This is a genomic window from Robinsoniella sp. RHS (assembly GCF_001029355.1).
Lineage (GTDB): Bacteria > Bacillota > Clostridia > Lachnospirales > Lachnospiraceae > Robinsoniella > Robinsoniella peoriensis.
The window spans coordinates 58,634-73,368 of the sequence record NZ_JNGB01000023.1; the positions used below are offsets into that span (position 1 = coordinate 58,634).

The 14,735-nt window shown below is 43.2% G+C and carries 11 protein-coding genes; 3 read left to right on the forward strand and 8 right to left on the reverse strand.

Features of this window, described 5'->3' with window-relative positions:
• Nucleotides 1–25: 25 nt before the first annotated feature.
• The 6 genes from RHS_RS12670 to RHS_RS12695 all read right to left on the reverse strand — a co-directional run bounded on the left by RHS_RS12670 (nt 26) and on the right by RHS_RS12695 (nt 7,256).
• Nucleotides 26–889: a carbohydrate ABC transporter permease gene (locus tag RHS_RS12670; protein WP_027292453.1), complete on the reverse strand. Its 864-nt coding sequence runs from the start codon at nt 887–889 to the stop codon at nt 26–28.
• Between the two features lie 50 nt (nt 890–939).
• Complete coding sequence (locus RHS_RS12675; RefSeq protein WP_027292452.1) at nt 940–1,827, reverse strand: carbohydrate ABC transporter permease; 888 nt, start codon at nt 1,825–1,827, stop codon at nt 940–942.
• 80 nt (nt 1,828–1,907) lie between these two features.
• Entirely contained in the window at nt 1,908–3,422 is a 1,515-nt protein-coding gene (locus RHS_RS12680) for an extracellular solute-binding protein (protein ID WP_047833464.1), read from the reverse strand.
• A 166-nt stretch (nt 3,423–3,588) separates the two neighbouring features.
• A complete protein-coding gene (gene murQ, locus RHS_RS12685) occupies nt 3,589–4,509 on the reverse strand; it encodes an N-acetylmuramic acid 6-phosphate etherase (RefSeq protein WP_047833465.1) in 921 nt (306 codons plus the stop codon).
• A 13-nt stretch (nt 4,510–4,522) separates the two neighbouring features.
• A complete protein-coding gene (locus RHS_RS12690; protein WP_027292449.1) occupies nt 4,523–5,383 on the reverse strand; it encodes a MurR/RpiR family transcriptional regulator in 861 nt (286 codons plus the stop codon).
• A gap of 1,174 nt (nt 5,384–6,557) precedes the next feature.
• Complete coding sequence (locus tag RHS_RS12695) at nt 6,558–7,256, reverse strand: LytTR family DNA-binding domain-containing protein (RefSeq protein ID WP_047833403.1); 699 nt, start codon at nt 7,254–7,256, stop codon at nt 6,558–6,560.
• A gap of 174 nt (nt 7,257–7,430) precedes the next feature.
• Between RHS_RS12695 and RHS_RS12700 the strand changes: the two genes are divergently transcribed.
• Genes RHS_RS12700 through RHS_RS12710 form a run of 3 tightly spaced genes read left to right on the forward strand, consistent with a single transcriptional unit; the run spans nt 7,431 to nt 12,059 of the window.
• Nucleotides 7,431–8,153, forward strand: coding sequence for a LytTR family DNA-binding domain-containing protein (locus RHS_RS12700; RefSeq protein ID WP_047833404.1), 723 nt, complete (start codon nt 7,431–7,433; stop codon nt 8,151–8,153).
• Nucleotides 8,154–10,100 carry a hypothetical protein gene (locus RHS_RS12705; protein WP_047833405.1) on the forward strand — a complete coding sequence of 649 codons (1,947 nt, stop codon included), beginning with the start codon at nt 8,154–8,156 and terminating at the stop codon, nt 10,098–10,100.
• Nucleotides 10,101–10,139: 39 nt separating this feature from the next.
• On the forward strand, nt 10,140–12,059 hold the full coding sequence (locus RHS_RS12710) for a sensor histidine kinase (protein ID WP_047833406.1): 1,920 nt from the start codon (nt 10,140–10,142) through the stop codon (nt 12,057–12,059).
• Between the two features lie 31 nt (nt 12,060–12,090).
• On the opposite strand, the gene RHS_RS12715 is transcribed toward RHS_RS12710, so the two are convergent.
• Together RHS_RS12715 and RHS_RS12720 are read right to left on the reverse strand one after the other, a co-directional pair.
• Nucleotides 12,091–12,387, reverse strand: a complete 297-nt coding sequence (locus RHS_RS12715; protein ID WP_047833407.1) for an STAS domain-containing protein — start codon at nt 12,385–12,387, stop codon at nt 12,091–12,093.
• 148 nt (nt 12,388–12,535) lie between these two features.
• The gene (locus RHS_RS12720; protein ID WP_047833408.1) at nt 12,536–14,725 is read right to left on the reverse strand and encodes an NHLP bacteriocin export ABC transporter permease/ATPase subunit; all 2,190 of its coding nucleotides are present in this window, start codon (nt 14,723–14,725) and stop codon (nt 12,536–12,538) included.
• Between the last annotated feature and the right edge of the window lie 10 nt (nt 14,726–14,735).

A 14,735-nucleotide genomic window follows, 5' to 3' on the forward strand; every position in this document is an offset into this window, starting at 1 on the left:
CTTTCACTACTCACACTTTCAGACCTTACCCTTTCACTGCCCCCACGGTTACTCCTTCCAGAAAGTATCTCTGAAGTGCGAAGAACAGGATAAACATCGGTAGTGCCGAAACTGTTGCACCTGCCATCATCGGAGCAAAATAAGTCGTATTTGCGAAGCTGAAATTCTTAAGCCCCACCTGAATCGTCTGCATAAATTCCTGGTTCGAAACCAGAAACGGCCAGAAGAACGTATTCCATTCTCCTAAAAATGTCATAATCGCCATAACAGACAATATGGTCTTTGAGAGTGGTACCACAATCTTCCACACAATCATCGGCTGGCTGCATCCCTCTATCCTGGCCGATTCCATAATCGATGTAGGAAGTGATGTAAAGAACTGTTTCGCCAGAAATACGTTATAACAGGTAATCAGCGTTGGTGCGATTAAAGCAACATAAGTATCCTGTATCTTCAGTACATTCACCACCAGAATATAGAGGGGTACCTGGGTAACCTGATAGGGCACCATCATCGCCACTAATAACAGGAAAAAGAAAAATTTGCACCCTGGAAAACGCAGCTTCGCAAATGCATACCCGGCCAGACTTGCAAAAATTACATTGCTTACCGTCACAGCGGACGCCACAATCAGTGAATTTAAAATCCACCTGAGAGAGTATTTGCTGTAGCCGAAGAAAAACTTATAAGAATCCAGTGAAAAACTCCTGGGGATCAGTGAATAGCTGGCTCCCCCGGCTTCCGTCGGCGCTCCAAAGGAGGAAATTACCATATAATAAATCGGAAAAATGGTAAGCACTGCAATGGTAACGAGCAAAAGAGCCAGCAGCAAATTTCTAAGGATTTTCCGATATCTTTGATTCTTTCCGTAGTTTTTATATAATCCCATCTTTGTGGCTTCCTTTCTATATCATAATATTCTTTCAATTTTCAGACACGCTAATATTCCACGTCATTGGCACTTAGTTTGAACTGGAATACTGCAAATACCGCAATAATTACAGCCAGAATTAATGCCTGGGCACAGGCTTCCCCATATTCAAAGTATTTGAATGCACGGTTAAAAATCAAAAGTCCAGCCATGGTGGTCGCGTTATCCGGTCCTCCGCCAGTCATCAGGTATGCATTCTGAAATGACTGGAACCCATTTATGACACCGGTAATAGCAAGAAATACTGTGGTCGGTTTCACCATGGGCCACACCACATAGCGCACCTTCTGGAAAAAGGATGCCCCGTCGATATCCGCAGCTTCATAATATGTAGAATCAATTCCAAGAAGAGCCGCGATATAAATAATAATGCTGGTGCCCAGACCGGAAAAAACAGCCATAATAATCAGCGATGCCATTGCTGTCTTAGAACTTCCCAGCCAGTTCTGGTTACTGATACCCAGAATATGAAGTATGCTGTTTAACAGCCCGGTGGGCAGGGGATCATAAATCCATTTCCACACAAAAGAAAGTGCCACTCCGGAGGCAATTGCCGGAAGGTAGAACACCGCTTTGAATACGGTCTGTGTCCTTTTCTTAAATGGCAGAATAAATAAAGAGATGGCAAAGGATAAAAACATGGAAATGGGAACTGCAAAGACCGTATAAACCAGCGTGTTTTTCAGTGCTTTATAAAACAATGCATTCTTAAAAGTGGACACATAATTTTGGGCGCCCACCCAGGTCGTATTCAGCGGTTTATAATGCTGAAAACTGGTGACAGCCGCAGAAATAACCGGATACAGGGTGAAAATAATAAAGGTTGTAAGGGGTACCAGAATGAAAATATAACCCCAGAGAGCATCTTTTTTCAGTTTATGTTTTTTATTCGTCATCGTCTTCTCTCTTTCCAGGGGATGCTGCACAAACCAACGCCAGTAAGTGTCGAAATGCCTGCCGCAGCACCCCCTTATGCTTAATTATTTACACAGCCATCCTCGCCAAACCTTTCATATGCCGCATCCTTAATCGCCTGATACATCTCTTCCGGTGATACTTCACCAGCCAGTAATCCCTGGAATTTAGGTACAATGACTTCATCTTCGATTTTGATTGCATTTGCACTTAATTCAGCCGGGATATCCGGTCTTGCTTCACCAACCTGTGTCAAAAGCTTCTGCACTGCTTTCGTATTATCTTCATTCTTATTTTCAATCGGAGTAAGCGCTTCATATGCTTTACGACCGCTTTCACAGATTGGATTCAGGTATAATTCCTGACAGGTCTGCGCTGCACGTTCCCCGCTTGCCAGGTAATAAGCTGCATTTGCCACATTTTTCAGATGGGCTTCATCCGGATTTCTTTCTCCGGTAAGGCAGATGTATCCGTCCACTGCTCCATATGCCTGTTGTTCTCCGCCTTCAAAAACCGGTACAGGAAGAACAATGTAGTCTAATTCCATACTGTCTTCTACTGCACTGCTGTCCTTATTTTTCAGTTTTTCATTATTGTCGGATGCACTTTTTTCAAAAGAGGACAGCCCTTTTCCGGTAATCATTGTCTGTCCGGTTAGAAACATATTCCAACGTTTTCCGGCATCTATACTTCCCAGTTCTTTTGGCATAGATCCATCATCAATTAAAGCACGCAGATCCTCCAGATAGCTTTTCATTTTAGAACTGGTATATGCATATTTTAAATCCTTATCAAATGCTGACGGCATCCCTGCATTTCTCACAAAAATACTGAAATAATCCTTTGCCGCCACGCCTGAGCATGCAAACAGGAACCCATAACGGCTGACGGCATCCCCATCTTTCACTACCCCCTTACTGATCGATTCCCGAAATTCGTCATAACTCCATCCCTCTTGCTGTACTTTCTTCCATTCAATACCTGCATCCTCCAGGAACTGACGGTTGCCGCCGATACACTGCACCTCACAATAGGCCGGGAACCCATACATTCCATCCCCATTTTTGAAGTAATTCAAAATATCCGGATCAAAATCACTCATCATTTCTTCATCAGCATACTTGGAAATATCCACTGCCATGCCGGAATCTACATATTTGGAAAGGCCGTCAGAACCTATGAATGCAATATCTGGCGGAGATCCTGCATTTACCTGCACATCTAATTTCTGAGTTACATCTTCCCAGCTTGCCGTTGTCACCTGGATCTCTACATCCGGATTTTCTTTGTTAAATGCTTCCACATAAGAATTGATTTTGTCCTGATAGGTAGCGGAAACCGGAGGCAGTAAAGCTGTTACTACATCTTTTTCACCGGAAGTACTTTCTTTTGCTGCCTCACTCTCCTTTGTACTGTCAGCGGCATTCCCCGCTTTGACATCCGTCTGCGTACTGTCTTTTGTACTATCTTTTGTACCATCTTTCGTATCCCCCATTGTGGACGCCCCACAACCTGAAATGATTGACAATGTCATCACTGCTGCCATACCAAGTCCCCATAATTTTTTACCTTTCATTTTGATACCCTTTTCGTATTGCAGGCAAGCCGGCAATACGGCCACAATTAATCCGGTTGAAAGAATCGCTCCGTGGCTTCCTTTCTATCTTATAATTTTCTCTCAACCTTATCCCCATGAACAGCGCAAGCGAGCTTGTGCTATTCCCATATCAGCTGTGTGAACATCATTCACACTGTGTTTCCTTTTTCCCATTCATAACTGCTAAACGGATCTTTCCATTTGCAGCCTCTAACAGCTTGCGGGCTCTTGCAATATTACAGTTCACCAGCATCCTTGTAATTGCCAGTTTCGCATCCCCATCTGCTTCCCTTAAAGCTTCTTTTGCATCTTCTCTGCTACAGTTCACTGCTTCCATAACAATGTTTTCCGCACGGCATACCAGCTTTTCATTGGTCTGCTGTACATCCACCATCAGGTTCTCATATACCTTTCCGATTCCAACCATGCTTGCAGTAGAAATCATGTTCAGAACCATTTTTTCAGCAGTTCCTGCTTTCAGCCTGGTGGAACCGGTCAGTATCTCAGGACCCGTCAAAAGTTCGATTCCAATATCTGCTGCCCTGCTCATTTCCATATTTTCATTACAGACAATAGCCACCGTCCTGCACCCGGTTTCTTTGGCATATGCCATAGCCCCCAACACATATGGCGTTCGTCCGCTGGCAGCAATCCCGATCACCGTGTCTTTACTGGTCAGATGAATATGAATCAGATCATCTCTTCCAAGACCGGGATTATCTTCTGCCCCCTCAGCCGCTTTGATAAATGCCTCCTTTCCTCCTGCAATAATCCCTACTACACAGTCATAAGATACACCAAAAGTAGGCGGGCACTCAGAGGCATCCAGTATACCAAGCCTTCCGCTGGTCCCCGCTCCTATGTAAACGATCCTTCCCCCGGTCTGCAGGCTTTTTGTTGTCCACTCAATCACCTTTGCGACCTCCGGAAGCGCCCTTTTCACCACCTTAGCCACACCTTCATCCTCATGATTCATAATGGTGATAATTTCCAAAGGTGTCATTTCATCCAATGCCATCGTTTTGGCATTGCGCATTTCTGTTGCCATTTTTTCCAAATCTACCACTTTTCTGTACATCTCATCCCTCTCCTTCACTCCTGTCTGTTTTTGATATATAAGTTTTTTTTAAGGAAACCATACAGGTGTCATAATTTCTCTGAATATAAGCCACATACAGAATATCAATTACATTCAGCTGTGCAAGCCTTGACGCCAGCTTTCCCGTTTTAAAAGCATACTCCGTTGCCGTTACGTAAAGGTTATAATCCGTAAGCTTCGACAGGGGTGATTCTTTAAAGCAGGTAATTGCAATCATGGGAACCTGTGCACTCTTTAATATCTTTGCACAGGATATTATCTCACTTGTCTGTCCGGAGTAGCTGATAATAATTGCCACATCCTGACGCCCCATTATTTTAGCCTGCACAAGCTGGGCATGAAAATCTTCACATACCTGACATGGTTTGTTGATCCTCAAAAACTTAAGATAAGCATCTTTTGCCACCAAAAGTGACGCCCCAATTCCGAAAAAAGAAACCATACGCGCATTTTGGAGCAAATCAAGGCATTTCTCCAGTGTACCAATATCGATTAAGCTTCTGGTATCTTCCAAAGAAGCGATGCTCTTATAGGTGATCTTATCCACCAGATTTTCCAGTGCATCATCACGATGAATCTCATAATCCAGTCCCAGCACATTTTCTTTGCGAACAGCCAGTTCGTAAAGCAGGGATTTCTGAAACCGCTTATACTGCGGAAAACCCGTTTTGTGGCATAGCCTTGTGATGGTAGATGCAGATGCGTAAACTCTGTCCGCCAGCTGATGAATGCTCATCTCTGCAGCCTCCTCCGGATTCTCCAGCAGAAAAGAAATGATACTCTTCTCTGTATTACTTGCCTGATCATAATACTCACGAAGCCTCACCAAAACACTTTCCATGCATTTTGACCAATCCTTTCTATACATTTTCAGCATTGCAAAAATTTTATTATGCAATACCACCTATATATTTGTTTTTTTGTTTATTTAATGTGTTCATTATACATAGATGAAACATTTCTGTCTATATTTCTGTCTACTTATGGTACTTTGTTTCATCTATTGGTACTTTCCCCTAATTTACATCCTAAATTGTGCAATTTCGCTATCGGACTTGGTCACCGAAGAACAGAAAAAGTGCCGGCACGCATCTGTGAACCGCTCCCTGTCTACTTGACAGGAGCATATCACTGCTGCGCACCGGCACTTTTTTCTTTTATTAAATTTTCTGGTACCCATTTCATCTTCAAGGATCCTACGGAATTATTATATTTGGGTTTAGTTGAGAAGGGGACGCTTTGTAGATAGAGGTAGTGCGCGGAAAGATGGGAGTGGGAAACTTGTATGGACTCCGTCAGCTGGCCGCAGAACTGGTATTTTCTAACCTTTCCGAAATCCAGGTTTTTGCCACAAAGCTGGTTTTCTCAGCAGGGTGTAGACCCCCCGGGCAGTGACCAACTGTTCGTTTTTGGATGCAGCAAAGTGTGTTTCAGCAATTCAGTATGAAATGTGGACAATAAGATTAAAGTATACTTGCTATCCTGTTCATAGACCTAACTGACAGTAGTGCTGTAACCAAAACATATGTAGTAGAATGAAGAAAAAAACTGCAGTGAGAAGATCCGCTGCTTTATGCTTTTATATGTTCTATGCCTATAGCGTACAGCATGCCACATCCCCGGGGGCCCATCATGCTGAGAAAACCAGCTTTGTATCAATAAACTGGATCCCGGAAAGAGAAGGGGGCGGACCATGGCAGGCGTTTGGAAGGCGTATAGCAGATCTGAGCATTTACTTACCTTGCCGGAGTGTTTTTTGGCGGATAGTATTCGACTGGCTCCCATCGGATACTAAGCGGGCAGTGAGCTGCGAAATGCATCAGGATTTCGGAGCGAATGCCCGCGTGCCGCCAAAAAGCGCTCCGGGAAGGTTAGAAAATGCCAGTTCTGCGCTAAGCCTTCCAAACGCCTGCCATGGTTCGCCCACTTCTCTTTTCGAACACTATCTCCAGCTACAAAGCGTCCCCTTCCTCAGCTCCCCCCCCAATTCCAACCTGAAATTGCACACTCTAAAGCTACCTGGATTCAAATAAAAACTGGTTATAGCGTTCCATCATCTCCTGCTTCCGATGTCTGGATACCTGCAGTTCTTTTCCATTTTTCAATAAAAGCCTGTCCTTCTCCAAAACTTTTATGTAAGACATATTTACGATATAACTGCGGTAAGGCTGTATAAAACAAGCCGATTTCAATTCCTGATAAAGCATACTCAGGTTTTCATAGGTGGTAAACTCCTGGTTTTCCGTATGGATTATCACTTTATTGTTAAAAGATTCAATATACTCAATTGCTTTTAGTGGTATGGAAACCTTATGGTATCCGCAAAGTACCTGGATACAGGCTTCCGAGCAGGAAATACTCAGCCTGGCAAAGCAGTCACATATCTGAAAATAATCCACCGGCTTTATCAGATAATTTACTGCATATAAGCGGAATGCTTCCACTGCGTAATCACATAATCCCGTTACAAATATTAATTTCCCACGATAATCTTCACATATTTCTTCAGCCAGCCTTTTACCCTCATTTTCTTCTATTCCTACGTCCAGAAAAATAACATCATAACAGTATCGTTTCAACGCATTTTTCATGGTAAATATCGATTGATGTATATGTACTTTGATATTCAAAGAATTTTCATATCCATACCTAAAAATGTAAGACTGTAGAACCTCAGAATCCTCAAAAACTGCATCACAAACAGCAATCAGCATTACTCAACACCTCCCTTATTACAAACAGATTAAATACTGTATAATTGTAATAAAACAGATTTTCCATAAATTCTCAATTCACTTGTAATAAAGCGCAGATTTTTGTAATAAAAATCACGAAAATAAACGAAAACATGTTATAATAATACGGAATAAAAAACAGGAGAAACAAACATGAAAATAGCTATCTGTGATGACAATATACAAGATTTAGACAACTTGACGAGACTTCTGGAAGGTTATTGCAGAAATCAGCAAATACCTATTGAACTTTCTGACTATACATGTTCCAGAGAACTGCTTGCGGACTTTGACAAAATCAGATTTCCCCTTATTTTTCTTGACATCTATATGAAATCTCCGGACGGCATGCAGACAGCAAAATTGCTGCGCAAAAAAGATACTGGCTTTCATCTGATTTTTACAACAACCAGCCTTGAACATCCTTTACAGGCATTTAGCGTATCCGCTACCGATTATCTCATTAAGCCTATTACATATGAATCTCTGGACGTTTCCATGAAAAAATGTCAGAATCTTCTGAACCAGACGGCACATTATCTTGTTGTAAAAGATAAAAAACTGGTACGCAACATTTTAATACACGACATTTTCTGGACAGAAAGCAGAGGGCGGCTAACCTTATTGCATCTCGAAGATGAGATTATTGAGACATATCTCTCATATCGCGAACTGAAAAAACAGGCTGCCGGATTGCCCTTTCTGGAATGCATCAGGGGCTGTCTTGTAAATATGAATGATATAGACGCGGTTTTGGAACATGATTTTCTGTTGAAAAACAAAGATAAGGTTCCCATCCGGCTGCGTGGCTCTCTGGCAGTAAAACAGTCTTACTATGACTATCTGTGGAGCCGTACAAGGAAGGAGTCAATCTAAATGAATCATGGTTTTGCACGAATATATGGTGCCTTTATCACCTTGTTACTGCTTCTCTCTCTTGTATATCTACCGGTATCTGCAAGTGAAATAGAACATTCAGCTACCGGCAATAAGGATATCGTATATTCCGGAAATGAGCTTATGAACTGGTTTGCCGAACACCCAAACGGCGGAGTAGTAACCTTAGGCTGCACGATTAATACTGGCAGATATCTGTCGCTGAATACCACTTCCCCCGTTACCATACATATGAACGGTTATGGCATTAAAGTTCTGAGCTCAATTAGTATATTCGGCCCGGTCAGAATGGTCAGTATTGATAATCCGGTACCTGTATTAGATATAGCCCCCGATACAAGCATCTCTTTTACTAAGGACGTGCGTATAGAAGCGGTAAACAGCTGCGGGCTATATTTTGAGGGCGATGCAAATGCCGATTTACCGGATAACTCCAACAGTAGTTTTAGCAGTAGTTTTTTTAATATATCTGTTTCCGGGCCTAAGGGTATTGGTATTAAATGCAATGGTAATCTTTCTCTGGATTCCTTTAATATCCGATTAGAGAAAGGCGCCTGCGGTATGGAAGTGCTGGGAAATACCTCTTTATTTTTAACTGGTATTGCAGGCAATGGCATACCTCTGCGTACAGCCGGGGATGTCTCTTTAGATTGCTGCGGCATATCTGATGTACCGGCAAATGCAAAAGTCATTAACCGAATCGTGTCATTAAGCGATTCCGCTGTTAATTATATTATATCGCCGGGTACTTCAGACGAACTACTAGCCCGGATCCCGCAATTAATGCAATATGCATTTCAGTCTGATGACCCAACCGTACCAAAAAGGACAGCTTTATTACCCATCACCTGGAACATTGAAAATGTAGATCCTGAGACACCTGGAATTTACAAGTTTTCAACTTACCCGGAAGCCTTTCCTGTCCTTGGATTGGATATAGATTTCCCTCAGATAACCTGCTCTGTTTTAGTTACTGAACCCGGAAAATTCTATTTGTACGGCGCATCCTCTACGAATAATAATGTCCGTCTTTACTTTTATAATACTCCGCCATACAAGTCCGCCATTGAGCTTTTTTACTCCACAGATGCTGGTTCCAACTGGCAGCCTTTTGAGAACTTTTCGTTTTTACATCCAGGAGAACTGTATCTGGAGACTCCCCTGGATAAAAGCTTAAGTTATTTATTCCAGGCAGATATTACTGCTGACGGCATTACAACCAGAACCAATATACTGAAAGTGGCATATGGTCCGGATGGGCACATCACCCCTCAGATTACGGATGGCGACCGGGATGGAAGTGACCGGGATGATCAGCCTGTAATACCTCCGGATAGCGGAATTAAGCCACCAAATGAATCATATCCTCCAAACGATATGCTGCCATCACCGTCCCCCGGAGATAACAGCAATTCTTCCGAGGAATCCGAGTCATCCGCTTTGGACGTTGAAACAGAACCGTTACCCTCCGCTAAACCGCCTTCCACAAAATTGCCTTCCACAAAATCGCCCTCCACGAAACCGCCCTCCACTAAGCCGTTCCCTTCCAAGCCGTCGCCCGCTAAACCGCCCTCCACTGAAGAGATCGTAATTGATTCTCCAGGGGATGAGGGTAGTTCTTCAGCGAAAACACCAGCTTCGCAGCAAGGCAGCATACCAGAAAATAATAACCGCTCTGATATGACTGAAACAGAATCTGCCTCGGACAAAACGGCTGATAATGTGAAAAAAGAATCTTTTATGCCGGAAACATCACCGGTTCTGAAAGCAGCTCCGAATACCGGCACCGACTCTGCCCAAAACAATATCATTAATCCCATGCCCGTAGGAAAGTCCGGGCATGTACTGCCAAAGTTATTACTTTTATGTTCCGCAGTTATTCTGGCATGTCTGACTCTGTATTGGAGAGGCAAACGGAAATATTAAGACAAACACCCAAAATCTCTTAGAAAGGAGCCTCCTACATTGCAGATATCAGGCAAACACAAAGACAAATATCCCCTACTGCTGGCGGTGGCTATTCTTACCGGCATCCTTCTGTTTTCATTCAATGCCGTTCATAATAACAAGTATGCACTGCAAACGCCACAGGGCAAAAACGGAGTGCTGGATCTGCGAAATACCGAAACGGATTATTTATATCTCATCAGCGGCTGGGAATTCTATCAATACCGGCTTCTTACACCCGACGAACTCCATTCCCAGTCCCCAGCCTGCAGCGACTATGTATCCATCGGTCAGCATGGAGGCTTTGAATTGGGAGATAAAGCAAAGAATCCCCATGGAAGCGCAACTTACCGCCTGACTATCCTGAACAACGCTGATACTCCCCAAATGCTGGAGGTTCCTGAGATTTATTCCTCCTGCCGCATCTGGGTTAACGGGAAATTAGTTACTTCGTTTGGATCTGTAGATCCATCCAGTTATCAGAGAGGGATTGCCAACACCCTGATCACCATTCCACCATCGGATAAAACAGAAATTGTAATTCAGGCAACCGATCCGGACAGTCTTTACAGCGGTCTTACCTATCCTCCCGCTTTTGGTAATCCCGCCAAAGTCACAAAATTTTTTATCCTGCGGCTGTTGATATACACCATGGCATTCACGGTTACTATTCTCATAGGTATTTTTTATCTGTTCACTCAGACGAAAACAAAGCAGAAAAAGACTGCTGTAATGTTCTTCTTACTCTGTGTCTTTTATGCTGGATATATCAGCTATCCACTGGTTCATGCCATTGGATTTGACAGTTACTTCTGGTACCGTTTAGAATCATTTAGTCTGTATGCCATGTTATTAATACTGATTATACAGCAGGGGGGTATCTGCCGGATCCCCGGGAAATGCCGCTATCCAATGGCTGCTGCCAGCTTTCTGATCTGTCTGGCAGTTCTGATTATGCCCACGTTATGGAAAGATAACATAAATATCATGCTGCTTTACAGTAAATTGTTAATGTACTACAAATGGATTGCGGCAGGTTACCTGATTCTCAGTACAATGGCTGCCGTATTAGATAAAACCAGATATTCCAGACGACTGTTGATAGGTTTTGGTCTTATGGGTTCCGCTTTGGCAATAGACCGGATCTTTCCGTTATATGAGCCCATTGTCGCCGGATGGCCACTGGAAATAGCAGGATTTATTGTAGTTCTTCTGCTATGCAGTATCTTATTTTCGGAGACCGTATCCATATACCGCAGCATGCTGGTATTAAAAGAACAGGAGAAATATAACAGGCGCCAGTTAGCGGTTCAGCAGGAACAATACCAGCGCCTGATCTCATCCATAGAAGCAACAGCTAAAAACCGCCACGACCTGCGCCACCACATCCTGGCAATTCGTTCCCTGGCTGAAAACCAGGAACAGGAGAAACTTCTTAATTACCTGAATCAGTTTGAAAATCATTTTAAAACCGCATCTAATCTCATAGTTTGTCAGAATCATGCTGTTAATTCCATCCTGGTTCATTACCTTATTCTTGCCAGGGAGGAAGCAATCCCCACTAGAACAGATATCAGTCTGCCGGATGACCTGGGCGGAATATCAGATATTAATTTGTGCGTGATATTAGGTAACAGCCTGGAAAATGCATTAGAAGCATCAAGACGTATGGTAAATGGAGAAGCCCTCTTGCAGATCTGCATTCAGCCAATGGGTTCCATGCTCTCCATCACAATAGATAACAACTGTGAAAATATCGCTCTTCCCGATGCAAAAGGCGGGTTTTTATCTGACAAAAGGAACCGGAAATTATCCGGTTTGGGCGTTTTAAATATTCGGACCGCTGTAGAACAATGCAATGGAATAGTAAAATTTGAAAATTTGCAAAAAGAATTCCGAACCTCAATCTTGCTGCCTATAAAAAACGGCCGATGTTAGCTGATCAGAGTTTTGCATAGCGGGCTATGTATTACACTATTGTCAGGATATCGCTGAACCCTGTCATATCAAAAACATCCTGTACTTCTTCACATACATGATGCAGTTCCATAGAACCCTGCTGATTCATCTGCTTCTGGGCTCCCAATAAAACACGTAATCCTGCCGAAGAAATGTAATCCAGGTTTTCCATATCCAGAACCAGCTCTGCAGTATTCGAAAGCGATGCCTCCAGTTCCTTCTCCAGCTGGGGCGCCGTCATCGTGTCCAGACGCCCTTCTAATTCTAATACTAATTTACTTTCATCTATTTTCTTTATAATATTCATAGTTATCCCCATGATGTACTGCGCATTGTTTGCAATACAGCCACTCTCAGACAGGTTGAAAGAATCACAAGTGGCATCCTTTCTTCATCTTTATTTTCTTTCAACCTTTATGTTACAAATGCAATTACAGAAAATCACGGCACTTCCACTATTTCTCCGACCCTATCTGCTGTCTTTTCACCAGTTCTGAGAAAAATCCGCCTTTTGCATTTAATTCCTCATAGGTTCCATCTTCAATGATCCGCCCTCTATCCAATACAATGATCCGGTCACATGCTTTAATGGTAGAAAGCCTGTGTGCAATTACGATTCTGGTACTTTTTAGTTCTGCAAGCGCATCTGACACCTGTCTCTGGGTAATATTATCAAGTGCAGATGTGGCCTCATCCAGCATCAGTATCTTTGGTTTTGGCGCAATGGCTCTGGCAATCATTAACCTCTGACGCTGTCCGCCCGATATTCCCCCGGCTCCTTCACCAATCATTGTAAACATTCCCATGGGCATTTCCCGGATATCCCGGGCGATTCCTGCTTTTTCGGCAGCATCCCAGGCATCCGGCAAAGTCAGCCACGGTGCCGAAATTGTAATATTCGCAAAGATATCTCCGCTAAAAAGCTTTCCGTTCTGCATTACCACGCCGATCTGCCGCCTGAGAGATTTCAGATCCACTTTCTGAATATCCCTGCCGTCATAATAGACAGCTCCGGTATCCGGCTTTTCGAATCCCAGCATAAGACGCATCAGCGTAGACTTTCCACAGCCGGTGGTTCCCACAATCGCCACATACTGACCCCTGTTTATTTTGAGACTCAGGTTGTCAATGATTAACGGCGTGTCCTCCTGGTATCGGAAAGATACCTGGTTTAATTCAATGGTTCCTGAAACAGATTTAACAATTTCTTTGTTTTCACTGATTTCCGGGGGAGTCTGCAATATTGGCTGTGACAGTTCCAGGATGGGTTTAATCATGGCTACGGTTGAAACCGTCGCTACCAGTGACAGAATCGCTGTGCTAACCATACCGTATGCCACATTAAAAGCAACATAATTGGCTACCGTAATTGCACTTTTCACGGATACCCAGTAGATCAGCAGCGTCCCGAGCAATGCTGCAGCCGGTGAAACTGCTTTTTGAATCTTAACCAACAGAGGCGGATTGTAATCTGCATCTGCTTCCTCATGATACAAATTCGCCCATTTTACAAATGCCCTCTTTTCACTACCCGACATCTTAATTTTCTGAATACCGGAATAGAGAGCAAAAACCACCCCTTCGACTTTGGAGGACGAACGGATCTTTTTTCGCAGCACCCGGATCTGCCCCCATGCTCCCAGAAAAGCAATGATCAGCTGCATTAAGATTACAAGAAATGCAGTAGCTGCCAACTGTGGAGAAATCCGAATGATTTGCAGAATATAGCTCAGTGAAAAAACCGCCATTAATCCTATCCCCAGCACCCCGTTTGCCAGAATACTGCATATATTCTCCAGGGCACGCACCCTGTTTGCCAGATCTCCGGAATTATAATTCTTAAAAAACTGAACAGGCATATTAATTACCCGTCCCATTACGGCACTTTCCAGTATAACACTCATTTTCGTCTCTATTTTTGTCTGAACCAGCGTTTTGGTTATATTCATTAAAAATGTTGAGATTGCGGCACCGAAAAGTAAAAACGATACTGACAACACCATGGACATCTGACCTGCCGGAATAATATGGCTGAAAATCAGGGTATTAGCAGCCGGTGTGATTAATCCCAGCTGTGTTACCGCAAGTGCTGCAAATCCTAGAAGCAATTTATCATCCATCCCTATATTCCCCAGCAAAAAGATAATTAAATCCTTTCCGGATAGTTCCTTTTGGGGAAGTGGTTTGTAAAAACAAATGGCATCTTCTTTCAGCCGCTCATTAATGCGGGCATCCACTTTTAGCTCATTCCCGCTCTCATAATCAAAATAACGGTAGCCATTAAAAGCTTTTGGTATCAAAGCCACCGGCCGTCCTTCCTTCGTTTCTCCCAGGACAGGTCCCATACTGTCTTTCCACCATTTTCCCCGAAGACGCATATGCCGCCACATTACTCCGGACGGTTCAAAGAGATATTGAATCTGTTCATGTATTTCAACTATATTTTCAGGAATTTCTGTTTTATCTATTCGATAGTATTTACAGATTTTTGTGAGTGCATCTTTCCCCTGTCCCTCTTCTGCAAGATGACCATAGTCAATTTTTTCTTTCCTCCCAACGACTTCGGCAAGCTTTGCATAGGATTTCTTCATCTCGCCTGCATCGTATTGCAGCCGCTCTTTTACCTGACTGTCAAACCAACCCATAACCTGCCCT

Coding starts and splice junctions, on each gene's coding strand:
- RHS_RS12670 (WP_027292453.1), bottom strand. CDS start 889: ATGGGATTATATAAAAACTACGGAAAGAATCAAAGATATCGGAAAATC.
- RHS_RS12675 (WP_027292452.1), bottom strand. CDS start 1,827: ATGACGAATAAAAAACATAAACTGAAAAAAGATGCTCTCTGGGGTTAT.
- RHS_RS12680 (WP_047833464.1), bottom strand. CDS start 3,422: ATGAAAGGTAAAAAATTATGGGGACTTGGTATGGCAGCAGTGATGACA.
- RHS_RS12690 (WP_027292449.1), bottom strand. CDS start 5,383: ATGGAAAGTGTTTTGGTGAGGCTTCGTGAGTATTATGATCAGGCAAGT.
- RHS_RS12695 (WP_047833403.1), bottom strand. CDS start 7,256: ATGCTGATTGCTGTTTGTGATGCAGTTTTTGAGGATTCTGAGGTTCTA.
- RHS_RS12700 (WP_047833404.1), top strand. CDS start 7,431: ATGAAAATAGCTATCTGTGATGACAATATACAAGATTTAGACAACTTG.
- RHS_RS12705 (WP_047833405.1), top strand. CDS start 8,154: ATGAATCATGGTTTTGCACGAATATATGGTGCCTTTATCACCTTGTTA.
- RHS_RS12715 (WP_047833407.1), bottom strand. CDS start 12,387: ATGAATATTATAAAGAAAATAGATGAAAGTAAATTAGTATTAGAATTA.
- RHS_RS12720 (WP_047833408.1), bottom strand. CDS start 14,725: ATGGGTTGGTTTGACAGTCAGGTAAAAGAGCGGCTGCAATACGATGCA.